The organism is Brasilonema sp. UFV-L1 (genome assembly GCF_012912105.1).
GTDB lineage: Bacteria > Cyanobacteriota > Cyanobacteriia > Cyanobacteriales > Nostocaceae > Brasilonema.
The window spans coordinates 4,757-18,834 of the sequence record NZ_QMEA01000025.1 but is presented as its reverse complement, the minus strand read 5'-3'; the positions used below and the strand labels follow the sequence as shown (position 1 = coordinate 18,834).

Here is a 14,078-nt window from a genome sequence, read left to right as displayed (position 1 = left end):
TTCCTAATGACTGATTAACTGCAATATATCTTGTAGAAATGGCAGTTGCTCAACAAAAGGAATTTTATCTCCAAAGGATGTCAGCAGCAATGAAAAACCCATATTTGGCAAACTTAATGAAGAATCACAAGTGCCAGCCCTATTCGTGACACTTGCTTTATCTACCTGTACCAAGATTCTTCTCTTGGTTTGTCGCTAAATAATCCCAACAATGGACCGAGAATTGCCCCAAAAAGAAAACCACCTGCATGTGCCCAATAGGCGATACCGCCACTTTCCATGCCAATATTAGTCGGTGTTTCTAGACTAGCAATCCCGTAGAAAGCTTGTTGGATAAACCAAAATCCCAAAAAGAAGTATGCTGGAACCCGAAATGTGGGGAAGAAAATCCCTAAGGGAACAATGCCAAGAATTTCTGCTTGAGGAAAACGGAGAATGTATGCCCCCATGACGCCGGCGATCGCACCACTTGCTCCCAAAGAAGGAATTGAAGAACCTTGTGCAAAGTACCATTGGGCGAGTGATGCCAAAACACCGCAACTTATATAGAAAAACAAATATTTGACATGACCCAATTTGTCTTCTACATTATTACCAAAAATCCATAAAAACAACATATTACCAGCCAAGTGCAGTAAACCGCCGTGCAAAAACTGCGAGGTAATCAAAGTAACCCATTCAGGCACTGGCTGATTGACTGAAATTCCTGCAAAGCTGGCGGTGAGTTCTCGTGGAACAACAGCCGCAAGGTGAAAAAATCCGTTTAATTGTTGCGGAGGCAAACTTGCTTCGTAAAGAAAAGCCAAGACATTGACAGCAATTAACCCATATGTGACATAAGGCGTAATTGTCGTAGGATTATCATCTCTAATAGGAACCACAGGCGTTTTTCCCAACTTTTGAGGAACAAGCCTCAGATTACCTAATTTTTCGTGTCATTTCTTCTAACCTGTGGAGGTATTTAGTCATCAGTTATCACTGTTCACTGATAACCCTTCGGGTTCGCCAGTCGCCTCTGTCGGGAAACCCTCCTGCAGCGCTGGCTCACTGATAACTGTTTAATAGACTTTCATCGCCCGTTGCATGTCGCGCTGATCTTGGCGTCGTTTGATATCTTCGCGCTTGTCGTGGATTTTTTTACCTTTGGCAAGAGCTATACTGACTTTCACCCAGCCACGCTTGAAATACATCTTCAAAGGTACTAAAGTTAAACCCTGCTGTTCTACTTTGCCAACAAGCTTGCGAATTTCCATCTGATGCAGTAGCAGCTTGCGTGTGCGGCGCGGTTCATGGTTAAAATACTGCCCACTAGCATTGTATGGCGAAATATGCGCGTTAATGAGCCATGCTTCCCCATCACGGATTAAAGCATACCCATCTTGGAGATTAACCTTACCCGCACGAATTGACTTCACCTCGGTTCCTGTCAACTGAATTCCAGCTTCATAGGTTTCGAGAATTTCGTATAAATAACGGGCTTGACGATTGTCGCTAATAACTTTGTAACCTTCGCTCTTGTCACTCATCGAGAATTATACGTACCTCAAATGTATTAGATAAAGATAGTGTATGGTCGTTTGTCAGACGTGGGGATATTAAACTGCCATCAATATTCAACTAAATACTAGTGTTATCCTACTAATTTAGCTTGTTTGTACTGTTTTAGCTTGTTTGTATTGTTAATTAACTTTTGCAGGAGTTCTAACTTGTTTAAGGTTCCTCATCATGATTTGTAGTATATGATAGGGAATTAAAAATTGTTAACAAATACAAACTTAGTATATTTCTTCTGTAAAGGTTGGGATAATTTTGTACTTCTTGAGTGTGAGTTTATCAAAAGCTGATTTTATAGCCACAGAATGATTTTGTTCATGTATTGACTGAGTAGATTAGTGAGTGAACTCTCAAGGGTTGAGGAAGTTAAATCATGAAACGTCAATTCACTAAAGTCATTGGCACTAGCGTTATTGCTTTAAGTATGGCATTACCCTTTGCTACCCCTGCTTCTGCTCAGACTACAACAGATCCAGGAGCAACCACCGCTCCTGGCACAACAACTGACACCAGAGCTTATGGCGACAATGATTTTGATTGGGGTTGGTTAGGATTACTAGGTTTGCTTGGTTTAGCTGGTTTAGCTGGTAGAGGACGCCGCGAAGAACCAAACCGCTATCGTGATCCTAATACCGTTGGCAGTACTACTTACAGAGAATAACAGAGAATAACTGTATTCTTTGTTCAACAAATAAATACAACCAATGAAACAACAAAAAGATAGAAAGCCTTAGACTGTATATCTAAGGCTTATTTTAAGCTTATTAACCAAGGACAGTCTAGTGTAACAAAGACTGTCTTTGACTATTGTAGACAAAAGTTAGCCAACTGTAGGTTCTGGGTTTGTTGAATCGAATTTTCTGGCTTGCTCGTGGAACATAGATTTGTGATAGGAAGCAATTAAACCAACCATTAACCACCATGTGGTATTGACTTCAGGACGAAACCAGACGGTATCAACCAAATTATGGGCAAGTGTACCACCTAAAGAAGCGATCGCCCCCATGATCCAAAATCCATCCACACTTTTGATTTCTCGTAGCCGTTGCAGTTGTACAAAACCTGTATTAAATATGACAATCAATAGCCACAAGAAACAAGCTAAACCGACAAAGCCAGTTTCTACAGTGATCTCCAAGAAAATTGAATAGGCACTTAAAGCAGTGTAACGGGGAAGTTGATAGATGGGGTAAACTTTATTAAAGGCATTGTGCCCAGGTCCAATACCAGTGATTGGATAATCCTGAATCATTTTAAAGACAGCAGTCCAAACATTCTTACGAAAATTATTACTACTATCTCGTCTATCAGCGAAAATACTGAAAATTCTATCGCGTACTGGTTCAATAAACACTGTAGCAAACACCAACACCCCAGTCAAACTCACCAAAAGAATCCACGGCAAACTGGTGCGCAACAAAGGAGGCATTTGCAAGCTCCACCAATAATACAGCAACCCTATTAAGATCAAAACTCCAACGACTAGCCCAATCCAGCCACCACGACTGAAAGTCAGAATCAAGCAAGAACCATTCACAACACACATGGTTAATGCTAATGCTTTTTTGAACCAGCTAGCCCACGCAAAAACTGCGACTATACTTAAAACCACCGCAGGTAAAAGGTACCCAGCCAACAAATTAGGATTGCCCAAATAGCTATAAACCCTTGTCGTCTTTGAGAAAGAAGATGTTGGATCAACCCAAGTTGCTAGTGCTGGTGCTCCGAAAAACCATTGCCGCAATCCATATACACTCACAATGAGGGATATGTGCAAGTACAGCGTAATCAGCCATTGACGAAGGCGAGGCGACCTCATAACCCTAGCACAAAGGGCAAACAGAAGTAAATAAAGCGTAAAATTTCTTAAATCGGTCAACGCCGCCTTCTTTACGGGTGACAAAGCTGTAGCTACGGTGGCTATTCCCCAATAAAGCAGTACAAGTAAATGAATAGGGGTGACACTTGGGGTATTTGATGTTGTTTCATCGGATAAAGTTAACAATACCCAAAATCCTGCACAAGCCAGCAATATCAATCCCGATAAGTCACTGGACACAAAAGGGGCAAAAGCATAGACAACGCTGAGTAAAACAGCTGCTATTGTTTCTCCCCACTGCATCAATAGGCTACTTTGTCTCCAGGAATGCAACAGTCCCACCAAAGAGGAATGTAGGTAACTTGTGCGAAGATATTCCTTCAGAGGCAGATAGGATAAAGTAAATCGTTGCCAAACTAAATTCATAATACCAAGCTGTGATGAACTAGCACTCCTGTGTAGAACTTGGACTTAATGATAATCTGGTCTTTCAAAAAGTTCACAACACCGGATTGCAAATTATTCACTCATTTGTTGTTGCTATCAGCCATTTGCCCATCATTTGAACAATTTGCACTTGTTTGCTAATGCAACACAGCTTGTGTTATTGTGCTTGAAGACAAGCAACCTTGAGTTAGACATCGCTCGCGGCATCTGGTGTGCCTAAATTCAGTGGTAAACTCAGTACATAGCGATATCCTGATTCTGATGAACCTTGAATAGCAATTTGTCCACCATGCAGCTCTGCAAAATGGCAACTCAGTAAAAGACCTAAGCTTTCACGAGAAAGATGACCATGAGGCTTAGTTATACTCTCGTTTGGCATGTCTACAATAACTGATAAGTCCGGTGTTTGTTCTAAGTCCTTGAAATGACTACCATAACTTGATTTCTCACGTGTCAGTTTTCGTAATGGTAGTGTCCTGCTGTGGCAAAATAACGGATCAACTTCAGTGATGCCTTCACCTAGCCAAGGATGTGACACCCAGACAGTGATATTTAATGTATCCTCTTTAGAAGAAACATGAATGCGAACAATACTACCTGTCGCAGAAAGTTGAATGACACTGAAAATCAGGTGATATAGGATTTGTCGCACTTTGTCTTTATCCAAAGAGCAAATGCGACTGCGTCCTGGTTCTATAGAAAAACGAAGATCTTGCTCGCGGCGGTTAACTGCTTCTTCTAAAGTACTGAGAACCTGTTGACATAGCATTTCAACATCCACAGAAGCTAAATTTAATTCTGTTGGGTTTTCCTCCATGCTTCCCATCTGAGAAATTTCGTTAACCAATGAAAGCAAATACCGACCACTGTGTTGAATAATTTCCACATATTCTCTTTGCTTATTTGTCAAAGGACCATAAATTTCACGTCCTAAGACACTAGCCATACCCAGCACAGATGTTAAGGGAGTACGTAACTCCTGAATGAGTTGTCCTAACAATTCTAATTTTAGTTGGTTGGTAGGAACTAAATCTTTTTGTGTAGATGGGCTGATTTTGATTTCAGTAGTATTAACGATATGCTTCTGTGAGAAATTAGAAAGACTACTCGATAAGGTGGGATTTGACGTTGTTTCCAATAGACGATTACGCTCAAATTCGCTCATGCTCCAACGAGCAATAACTTGTATAAATTCAATGTCTTTACCAGTGAAATTACGTGGTTTTGTGTCCATGATTGCTAATGCACCCAGACAATGTCCAGAAGCGTCAAATAGTGGTGCTCCCAAGTAAGAGCGAATGCCATAATCCTGGATCAACTTGCTGTAATCAGAACTATCTGCTGTTGTCAGTTGATGCGTATCATTAATGATAAAAGGTTGCGCACTTTCTATCACCTTAGTGCAAAATGATTCCTGGCGTAACAGTTCACGGCTTTGTGCCAGATGATTCATAATTCCTCCCCGTAGCTTAGACAAGCCCACAGACGATTTGAACCAGTGGCGTTCTTGATCCACAAATCCCAAAATGCAAATTTGTGCTTCCAATAAATGGACAGCAGTTTGAGTCGCCTCTTCAAAAACTGGAATTGTCTCTGGTTGGAGCAAACCTAAATCTGATAAAACTTTGAGGCGTTGTTGTTCTCCCATTTTTTGGGAAACCCAGTTATCCTTCATGCTAAATAATTTGTTCTCAGACTCTACCATTGCCATCGCTACCTTAACAATCTCTCACTAGAGTAATTTATGTAACCACTGTATCTGGGTTATTTGCTATTCTCATGTTTCCCTAATTGTGCCGTAAATTAACAAGTTTCGGGTAATTTATTTTTTGCTCGACGTTTTAAGATGTCATAGAAAATACTATCCTTTGACTTTATTTTCTAACAAGGTAATGGAGTATGACTGAATCTCTATCCGTAATAACCCAAGCTCAAAATATAAGTAATATTTTTTACATTTTATTTATTTTTTCAGTAAAAATACTCTTTAAAAAAAAATGAACAACAAGCTACTACCGCTCCCTTGGAATTCAAAATTCAAAATTCAAAGTTCAAAATGCTTAAAAGACAAGGCTTTTGGGTGTTTGAAATGGTATGTTTATTTGCGCCGTCGTGTACTACTACGCGATTCATTACTGAAGAGAAATCTAATTTTGACGTTGGGGAGTGAGGGAAAGGATTTTAGAACTTACGCATTATCTGCTAGAAACTCGCTTTCTTCGTTCGTATTTGATTGCGAAACAGACGATTTTTGATAAAAACCGGGTAACTTTTGCGTATGGAGGTTGTCTCTCAGTCGTCCTACTATAAGAACGAAGAGGTAAAAAGTGTACTCGCGAATTGCTTATGCTTCCTATTATTTCTACAATTCCTCTGCGCCACATGGCTTCAGGTGATGTCTTATCCTTGCAAGTCTACAAGTTTATTGGCGCTCATCCTGGCAAAAAGGTTTATATTCAATCCAATCTACATGGTGCTGAAATCGTTGGAAATGCTGTTATCCACCAACTAATGGAGTTTTTGAAAACGATAAATGATACAGACTTATTTGGTGAAATTTGGTTAGTTCCTGTTTGTAACCCAATCGGAACTAATCAGCGATCGCACTTTTTTTCCTCTGGAAGATACTGTGTTTACGAAGCGAAAGATTGGAACCGTATATTTTGGGACTACGAAAAACACGCTGATGATTTATTCACATTTGCCAAATCTCAAATCAATTTTGAACCAGAAGTTATCAGAAAAAACTATCTCACTGTTATTGGACAGAGTTTTGCCAAATTTTCCGAAAAAATTAACTCTTCTAGTGGAGTACCTTACACACAACGATTTAGCTATAAATTGCAATCTCTTAGTTTAGATGCAGATTATTTGATTGACTTACACAGTCATACCTGTCAAGGATTAAACTACCTTTATTTGTTTCGTAACCGAGAAGAAAGTGCAAAACATTTCTTACTCGAATTTGGCATTCAACTTGATAAATACGACGGTGATGCTTTTGATGAAGCTTTTATCAAGCCTTGGTTAGCCTTGGAAGAGTGTTTTAAAAAACTAGGTAGAGAAATCAGATTTGATGTAGAAGCTTGGACACTCGAACTTGGTACAGGGATGCAAATGAATCCTCATTCAGTAGAAAAAGGTCTTCGAGGTGTAAAAAACTATTTAAAACAAAAAAGAGTTTTGCAAATTTCTGGGTTTTCTCTTAAGGAAAACACATTTGATAACATGAGCTTTCAATTAAGAAGTCAAGTGCAAAAATATTATGCCCCAACAGGTGGAATGATTCAATCAAGAGTAGAATTGGGGAGTTTAGTAAAAGCTGGAGAACGAATTTATCAAATTTTGAATTTTAATAAAGAGGGTAAGTTACCAACTCTGATAGATGTCAGTGCAGAACAAGATGGATTAGTTTACGATGTCTCAAGCAATCAGGCAGTCAATGAAGGCGAGTTTGTGTTAGGAATTCTTGGATAGTCTGTTGTGAAAAGGAGTCACGAGTCAGGAGTCACGAGTCAGGAGTCACGAGTCATACCAATTCTGGAGTAAACTTGCACTTAATACTTACTCTTTCATTCTTGGCGTTCTTGGCGTCTTGGCGGTTCGTTTAATAAACATTAAGTGCATCCTCATGGAGAATTGGTATCAGAAGCCAGGAGTCAGGAGTCAGAAGCCAGGAGTCAGAAGCCAGGAGTCACGAGTCACGAGTCAGGAGTCAGAAGTCAGAAGCCAGGAGTCAGAAGCCAGGAGTCACGAGTCACGAGTCAGGAGTCACGAGTCAGGAGTCAGAAGCCATAATTTGTAAGCAGTTTAGCATGATTGGTATATTCATTCATCAAAGATTCTCCTGATTCTTTCATTATTCTGATTCCTGAATACTGACGGGCGTGAATTCTTACGAACTCGCCAACTTACTAACTCAAAATTGTCGATGCGGAATATGGGGAAAAGGCTTCGCCGCCTAAACCGAAATATTATCTTTCTGTGGAGAGAAATTTATCTGTTTGTTTTCTCTCATCCATAGTGGGCAGAGATAGATAATTAATAGTAAATTAAAATTAAGGCAAAGTAATAACTAAAAATTCAGTGGTGTTTTGATGTTTGTTTTGTCCTTGTACAGAAAGTTACGTAATCCTGAAGAGAAAATATGACGGTACAGCAACGAGTAAATAGTAGTCAAAATGACATATTCTCTCTGTCAGGAGAAGTGGTAATTCCGCAAGCTCCTCCTGAATATAAATCAGGTTTTGTCGGCATTATTGGTCGGCCAAATGTCGGTAAATCTACGTTAATGAATCAACTGGTAGGACAAAAAATTGCCATCACATCACCAGTAGCACAAACAACACGCAATCGATTACGAGGCATTCTTACAACTCCAGAAGCTCAACTCATTTTTGTAGATACTCCAGGAATTCATAAACCCCATCATCAATTGGGGGAAGTGCTGGTGCAAAATGCCAAAATAGCTATCGAATCGGTAGATGTCGTCTTGTTTGTGGTGGATGCATCGACAGCTTGTGGTACAGGCGATCGCTACATTGCTGATTTACTCAATAAAAGCCCAATACCAGTGATTCTTGGCTTGAATAAAATTGACGGGCAACCTTCAGATTTCCAGAGCATAGACGATAGTTACATTGAATTGGCAAAGTTGCATCAGTGGCAAATAAAGAAATTTTCTGCCAAAACAAATGTCGGATTACCCGAACTGCAACAGCTTTTAATTCAACAGTTAGAATTAGGACCATTATATTATCCACCTGACTTAATTACAGACCAACCAGAACGCTTTATTATGGGTGAATTGATCCGAGAACAAATTTTGCTGTTAACTCGTGAGGAAGTTCCCCATTCAGTTGCTATTTCAATTGACAAAGTGGAAGAAACACCGTTTGTGACTCGTGTACTTGCGACAATACACGTTGAGCGCGATTCCCAAAAAGGAATTCTGATTGGTAAAGGTGGAGCAATGTTAAAAGCTATTGGTAGTGAAGCCCGCCAACAAATCCAAAAGTTAATCGCTGGGAAAGTTTATCTTGAACTGTTCGTCAAAGTGCAACCAAAATGGCGTCAGTCTCGCATACGTTTGGCAGAGTTTGGGTATCGGGTGGAAGAATAAAAAATGTACAATAACAACTTTCGCTTAAATCTAAATGCTGATGTTTCTGCGCTGCGGATTTTGATAGTAGAAGATGATCCAATGATGCAACTGGGATTAGAACAGTCATTAATGGCTCATCCTCAGTTAGAGATTATAGGACAAGCGGAAGATGGTTATTTGGGTGTGCAAGCAGCACTGAAACTGAAACCGGATTTGGTGGTGATGGATATTGGCTTACCCCGGTTAGATGGGATAGCTGCAACACAGCAAATAAAAAAAGAATTACCAAACACTCACGTCGTGATGCTGACATCACATCAAACAGATACAGAAATTATTGCGGCGTTGTCTAGCGGTGCTGATGCATATTGTATCAAAGGGGCGAGTGTTGAGCGACTGTTGAGTGCGATCGCCGCTGCTGTTGAAGGTGCAACTTATCTCGATCCTCAAATCGCCAGACGAGTCATTGATAATCTCAAACCTCCTGCTCCCAGTGGAAACACTGCAAATTTATCTGGGCGTGAGTTAGAAGTTTTGAAACTGATGGTAGAAGGTTTGAGCAACCCAGAGATAGCTGAGAAGCTTTATCTGAGTCCGAATACTGTCAAAACTCACGTGCGTGGGATTATGAATAAGTTATCTGTTGACGATCGCGTCCAAGCTGCAGTTGTCGCATTGCGTTCTGGGTTAGTGTGAAAAGCCAAGAGAGTACCAAAAAATAAATTATCCATTATGTAGGGTGGGTTAGGCGCACAACAGTTGAGGTTTTACATGATAACTAAAGTGCGCCGTAGCCCACCATTGTTTCGGTGCGTCACTAGAAATTAGTGTTGCTTGCCCAATCGCCTCTGACTCTCCTTTGCCAATACATTTATTTCAGCGATTGGCAAAACAAGTTTATCTGCTCAAGTATTCTGCAAGTTTCTCGTGATTTCAACAATCACTGCTTTTAAAGGTGGCAATCCTTCATGAACCGTTGCCCAGACAACATTTACATCAATTCCCCAATATTCATGCACTAACACATCTCGCATAAGCGCCACCGCTTTCGGTAGGAATTTGAGGGTGCTGGCTGCGGATCTCATCGGGAATTCGCTTGACTGCTTCTCCTAATACCAATTTGAAAAAAGAATGCAACACATAGAAAAGACCCCTCCCCAACCCTCCCCTTAGCAAGGGGAGCCAGTGCGTTGGGCGGGTTTCCCGACTTGAAGCACCTGGCGTGAGGGTGCGCGGTAGCGCGGGTGGGGTATCTGTCGCAAACATTTTTTGAATCGGTATAAGATTTTGATTGACCTTTTTTGAATTCAAAGTTCAAAGTTCAAAGTTCAAAATTAAGAATCTTTTTTTGAATTGATTAATTCTGGGTACAAGCCCCCACCATAATCTTTGATTTGGTGGTCTTGAATTAGTGGTGAGTACAAGCTCCCACTAATTCAATGAGCGAATTTTGAATTTTGAATTTTGAATTTGAGCGTTTGCGTAGCGCCCCTCTTAGGGGCTAGCGAGTGACTTCACAACAGCTAAAATTTTCTCACGGTTGACTCGAAATGTTTCAAAATCAATTCCGTCTGTAAACGCTTCAATGTCCGCAATAGCATCCAATATGTCTTGGAGAAATTCTGAGAGTTGTCGTTTAGTCATACATAAACGACTTCCGATAACACTCGCTCCCGGATTCTTGGCTTTAAACCGTTTTGCGTCACTATATCAACCTTCATACCGATCGCACTACTAAGATAGTCGCCTAGTTCTACCAGTTTAAATAAGGTAGGCGCTCGATCATAGTCAATGAGTACATCAACATCACTTTCCTGTGTCTGTTCACCACGAGCGTAAGAACCAAAGATGCCTAGCTGCGTGATATGATAGTGTTCCTGCAACAGCGGTTTATTTTGTCTGAGAATTTGCTTAATTTCCTCCAACGTTTTCATCTTCAAAAGTTTTACTCCAAACTTATCAACAGAAATTAAAACTGGGCTTTAGAACGGGTTTCTTTTACTAAACGAAGACAGTCTTCCAAATCATTAGCCGCCCATCTTCAGCCATCCAAAAACTTGATTGACTGTTAATGTCAGTTCAATTTCTGGTAACACAGGCAATAAATCTTCTCCCATAAGTAGTAAAGGCTGTTGCTCACGGAGAAATACTAAGATACTGAAGTCATCAGGATCAATAAACCATCCGAGGCGACTACCATGTTTTAAGCAATAAAGAATATTACCAATCACTTTGTTGGGTTTTTGTTCTGGCGACAGAATCTCAATCGTCCAATCTGGCGGTAGTTCAAAGTTATCAGGGACTTGATCATCAATCAGAAATGGTATGCGCCTCCACAGAAATATAGCCACATCCGGTACAATTGAGCGTTCCCCGAAACTACACCGCAATTCGGGAAAAGCATAGGCAATTTTCTTGTCCTCTGCAACTTGATTGACTGCTGCACAGAGTTTAGCTTGTAAGCGGCTATGTCTCCCCTTCGGCATTGGCTTTTGAATAATCTCACCGTTAATATATTCGCTGGCTGGCTTGGTTTCTGGGAGCTTCAGGAACTCCTCTAGGGTAAGGGAGTGGAGAGTTGTAGCGCTCATAGCTCCTGAATCAGTACGAAGATGTGTTCTCAGTTTAGCAAAACGCAGCAGGCTAGCTCATTTGACAGGCGCGTTTTTGGTGGGCACTCAGTGCGATCGCACTTAATACAAGCTTGAAGAAAATCAATGGGATACTCTTTGCGTCAAGCCTCCGGCTTATCGCGCCTTGCGCGGCTCCTCCGGTGCATCGCCATTAGACTTCTTGCAAAAGTAGAAAAGTTGTGGATGTCATTCTGAGCGAAACGCAGTGTAGCGTTCGCCTTGGCGCGGCGAAGCCTCAGAATCTCAAGAGATGTTTCGCGAAGCGAAACATGACATTTCATTTGCAAGAAGTCTATTGACTACTCGGTAGTTTCTCTGATGAACCATTTTCTGCTGCGAGATCTATTTATTCCTTCAATGATGCCAAGCCTGATAAAAGGAGAGGTAGGGCATATTTTGGGCGCAGTGCCAGATAAGTTTGTAGGATAAATGGAATAGGGATAAGTTTTTTTTGTAGGTTTCATGAGATAGGTACTCTTTCCAGTTTTCGATTATTACTGTTAAGTGTTCATTTTGTATACATTTCTTTAAGGTTTCAATAGATTGGCTACGTATGGACATATTGCTAGTTGCCATAAGGATGTGTTCTAACTGCTTAACTACTTTTTGGTTAAGAGAGTCAATTTGTAATAAACACTCAATGGCTATGTAACGTATAGATTCATCATTAGATTGAAGAAACTGCTTCAGTTTACTGAGTGCTTCTGTATGTTCTGGGTTATCTTTCACTAAACTGCTAGCAGCTAGACAGCAAGTATATTCATCGTTAGAGAATTGGATGAGTTTCTCTAATTCTTGAATTGCCCTGGAGTGATGAGGCTCTAGTTTCTTTAAGCTATCAACTGCAAGATAACGGGTAAGCGCATCGTCAGTAGATTCAATTAATTTTAAGAGTTCTTCAATTGCTACTATAATATTGTCTGTGCCAATTTTTACTAAACTCCAAGCTATATTCCCACGTAAGTCATATCTATCAGTCTTAGCCGACTTCATAAGCGGTACTAGTGTCTGAATTGCTGTTGAGTTACCAGGGGAAATTTTTCCTAAGCTATCAGCTGCAAGGTAAAGGGTGTAAGTGTTAGTCGCTGACTTGATAATCCTCTTTAATGCATGAATTGCTACAGGATTGCCTATTTCAATTCTCCCTAAGTTCTCTGCTGCTTGCCAAAGAGTTGATTCATCCTTAGCTGACTCAATGATTTGTAATAACTTTTGGATTGCTATTGGATTGCCGGATTCAATTTCCAATAAATTGTGAACTAACAGCCCAAGAGTGAATTGCTCTTCAGTTAAATTGCCAAGAGTGAATTGCTCTTCAGTTAAATTGCCAAGAGTGAATTGCTCTTCAGTTAAATTGATGAGTTGTTCTAACTTTTCGATAGCAATTTGATTACCTGGGTCAATTTTACCTAGACAATTAGCTGTCAGTCTAAGTATGTATTCATCCTTAGCTGAACCTATAATTTGCTTTAACAACTTAATTGCTATTGGACTGCCAACACCAATCTTTACTAAACTTTCAGCGACTAAGTAATGAGTATATTCACGCTGACCCACAACTGAATTGATAAGTTGTACCAATTTCTGGATTGCTTTTTCACGCTCTGTCTGTTGTAAAGCTTCTTTGGCTTGGTCTGCAATGGGTTCAATAAACGTCAACCATTGATAATTTTCATTAAAATAACCAAAACTCCACTTAGCAATTTGCTCTACGATTTCATCAGCTTTAGAACAATCTCGAAATTCAGCAATTCCTGCTGCGGCTAAAAAATAAGCTCGATACTGATAAAATTCTCCACATTCATCATTAAACTCTATTAATGCTTTTATAAACTGCTCTTTCTGCTCTGGTTCTACTTTCTCGCAACCCAACCACAGCAATATCACCTGCTTCCATTGGGGTTCAAATATGCGATAAATTCCTTGGGATGGGTTGTTGAGGACGTGGTTAAGCAAAAAGTGCCAATCATCAATCGCTAATGCCGCAAAATATTCCTGAAACGTGGCATGGTAGAAAGCATAGAAGGGTTCTTCTGTTTGTTTATCTCGATCTACCTGATTCAGCCACCCTAAACGACAAGCGCGATCAAAGAGATTCTCTCCCATCACCCGGTAAGCAAAGTTCTGTCCAATGCGAAATCGGGTTTTTCCAGAAGCGATAGCTTTTTGTGCCAACTTTCCTAAAGCTGAATTCAACTCATTCTGTTGGGCGAGCGTTGTTGGAAATTCAGTTTGTTTCCACTCATAGTGGTATAGTGTAAATCGCTTGTAAAGTGCAGCTTGAGTTTCTGGTAAATCCTTAGTCGTGTCCCAGACTTGACACATCAAAGCTAATCTCAGGGGATTTTTTACCAAGTCAAGCAAGCGTTCTCTTCCAGATTCATTCAGCTTTTGCCATAGCTGTTCCCCTTGTTGGATAGATGTTTTGGGAAAGGAAGGATTTTTCAGATTCTTCGCTCCACTGACGTTACCCTCAGAATGACACTCCTCACTTAAGGAAGGATTTTTCAGATTCTTCGCT

The 14,078-nt window shown here is 40.4% G+C and carries 14 protein-coding genes; 5 read left to right on the top strand and 9 right to left on the bottom strand.

Translation table 11 applies throughout. The annotated features are described in order from the left end of the window. Positions 1-161: 161 nt before the first annotated feature. The gene (locus DP117_RS10510; protein ID WP_169218257.1) at positions 162-881 is read right to left on the bottom strand and encodes a rhomboid family intramembrane serine protease; all 720 of its coding nucleotides are present in this window, start codon (positions 879-881) and stop codon (positions 162-164) included. 177 nt (positions 882-1,058) lie between these two features. Further along, a complete protein-coding gene (gene smpB / locus DP117_RS10505; protein ID WP_169218256.1) occupies positions 1,059-1,526 on the bottom strand; it encodes an SsrA-binding protein SmpB in 468 nt (155 codons plus the stop codon). A 401-nt stretch (positions 1,527-1,927) separates the two neighbouring features. Here smpB and DP117_RS10500 point away from each other — a divergent pair, with 401 nt between their 5' ends. Beyond that, positions 1,928-2,215: a WGxxGxxG family protein gene (locus DP117_RS10500; RefSeq protein WP_169218255.1), complete on the top strand. Its 288-nt coding sequence runs from the start codon at positions 1,928-1,930 to the stop codon at positions 2,213-2,215. A 159-nt stretch (positions 2,216-2,374) separates the two neighbouring features. On the opposite strand, the gene DP117_RS10495 is transcribed toward DP117_RS10500, so the two are convergent. Further along, positions 2,375-3,799 carry an IctB family putative bicarbonate transporter gene (locus DP117_RS10495; RefSeq protein WP_169218254.1) on the bottom strand — a complete coding sequence of 475 codons (1,425 nt, stop codon included), beginning with the start codon at positions 3,797-3,799 and terminating at the stop codon, positions 2,375-2,377. A gap of 208 nt (positions 3,800-4,007) precedes the next feature. Further along, entirely contained in the window at positions 4,008-5,525 is a 1,518-nt protein-coding gene (locus tag DP117_RS10490; RefSeq protein WP_169218253.1) for a GAF domain-containing sensor histidine kinase, read from the bottom strand. A 641-nt stretch (positions 5,526-6,166) separates the two neighbouring features. On the opposite strand from DP117_RS10490, the gene DP117_RS10485 reads away from it, so the two are divergent. From DP117_RS10485 to DP117_RS10470, 4 genes are all read left to right on the top strand, one after another. Beyond that, positions 6,167-7,297: a succinylglutamate desuccinylase/aspartoacylase family protein gene (locus tag DP117_RS10485; protein ID WP_169218252.1), complete on the top strand. Its 1,131-nt coding sequence runs from the start codon at positions 6,167-6,169 to the stop codon at positions 7,295-7,297. A 154-nt stretch (positions 7,298-7,451) separates the two neighbouring features. Next, positions 7,452-7,625 (top strand): hypothetical protein, encoded by a 174-nt coding sequence (locus DP117_RS10480; protein WP_169218251.1) that lies wholly within the window; start codon positions 7,452-7,454, stop codon positions 7,623-7,625. Between the two features lie 342 nt (positions 7,626-7,967). Then, a complete protein-coding gene (era, locus tag DP117_RS10475; RefSeq protein WP_169218250.1) occupies positions 7,968-8,942 on the top strand; it encodes a GTPase Era in 975 nt (324 codons plus the stop codon). Between the two features lie 3 nt (positions 8,943-8,945). Then, positions 8,946-9,620, top strand: a complete 675-nt coding sequence (locus tag DP117_RS10470; RefSeq protein WP_169218249.1) for a response regulator transcription factor — start codon at positions 8,946-8,948, stop codon at positions 9,618-9,620. A 209-nt stretch (positions 9,621-9,829) separates the two neighbouring features. Here the strand turns inward: DP117_RS10470 and DP117_RS36125 are convergent, their stop codons facing one another. The 5 genes from DP117_RS36125 to DP117_RS10445 all read right to left on the bottom strand — a co-directional run. Continuing rightward, positions 9,830-10,009, bottom strand: a complete 180-nt coding sequence (locus tag DP117_RS36125) for a HepT-like ribonuclease domain-containing protein (protein ID WP_248277612.1) — start codon at positions 10,007-10,009, stop codon at positions 9,830-9,832. A gap of 409 nt (positions 10,010-10,418) precedes the next feature. Further along, positions 10,419-10,568, bottom strand: coding sequence for a hypothetical protein (locus DP117_RS10460; protein WP_211176031.1), 150 nt, complete (start codon positions 10,566-10,568; stop codon positions 10,419-10,421). After that, entirely contained in the window at positions 10,565-10,858 is a 294-nt protein-coding gene (locus DP117_RS10455) for a nucleotidyltransferase family protein (protein ID WP_169218248.1), read from the bottom strand. Before DP117_RS10455 ends, DP117_RS10460 begins: the two co-directional genes overlap by 4 nt. 93 nt (positions 10,859-10,951) lie before the next feature. Continuing rightward, positions 10,952-11,515, bottom strand: coding sequence for a Uma2 family endonuclease (locus tag DP117_RS10450; protein ID WP_169218247.1), 564 nt, complete (start codon positions 11,513-11,515; stop codon positions 10,952-10,954). 396 nt (positions 11,516-11,911) lie between these two features. Next, positions 11,912-14,078, bottom strand: a 2,167-nt coding sequence (locus DP117_RS10445; RefSeq protein ID WP_211176030.1) for a HEAT repeat domain-containing protein, incomplete at its 5' end; no start/stop codon positions are given.

What these genes read in the sequence shown, in the direction of transcription:
- DP117_RS10485 (WP_169218252.1), top strand. Translation starts at nt 6,167, where the DNA reads ATGCTTCCTATTATTTCTACAATTCCTCTGCGCCACATGGCTTCAGGT.
- DP117_RS10470 (WP_169218249.1), top strand. Translation starts at nt 8,946, where the DNA reads ATGTACAATAACAACTTTCGCTTAAATCTAAATGCTGATGTTTCTGCG.
- DP117_RS10455 (WP_169218248.1), bottom strand. Translation starts at nt 10,858, where the DNA reads ATGAAAACGTTGGAGGAAATTAAGCAAATTCTCAGACAAAATAAACCG.
- DP117_RS10450 (WP_169218247.1), bottom strand. Translation starts at nt 11,515, where the DNA reads ATGAGCGCTACAACTCTCCACTCCCTTACCCTAGAGGAGTTCCTGAAG.
- smpB (WP_169218256.1), bottom strand. Translation starts at nt 1,526, where the DNA reads ATGAGTGACAAGAGCGAAGGTTACAAAGTTATTAGCGACAATCGTCAA.
- era (WP_169218250.1), top strand. Translation starts at nt 7,968, where the DNA reads ATGACGGTACAGCAACGAGTAAATAGTAGTCAAAATGACATATTCTCT.
- DP117_RS10500 (WP_169218255.1), top strand. Translation starts at nt 1,928, where the DNA reads ATGAAACGTCAATTCACTAAAGTCATTGGCACTAGCGTTATTGCTTTA.
- DP117_RS10495 (WP_169218254.1), bottom strand. Translation starts at nt 3,799, where the DNA reads ATGAATTTAGTTTGGCAACGATTTACTTTATCCTATCTGCCTCTGAAG.
- DP117_RS10490 (WP_169218253.1), bottom strand. Translation starts at nt 5,525, where the DNA reads ATGGTAGAGTCTGAGAACAAATTATTTAGCATGAAGGATAACTGGGTT.
- DP117_RS10480 (WP_169218251.1), top strand. Translation starts at nt 7,452, where the DNA reads ATGGAGAATTGGTATCAGAAGCCAGGAGTCAGGAGTCAGAAGCCAGGA.
- DP117_RS36125 (WP_248277612.1), bottom strand. Translation starts at nt 10,009, where the DNA reads ATGAGATCCGCAGCCAGCACCCTCAAATTCCTACCGAAAGCGGTGGCG.
- DP117_RS10460 (WP_211176031.1), bottom strand. Translation starts at nt 10,568, where the DNA reads ATGACTAAACGACAACTCTCAGAATTTCTCCAAGACATATTGGATGCT.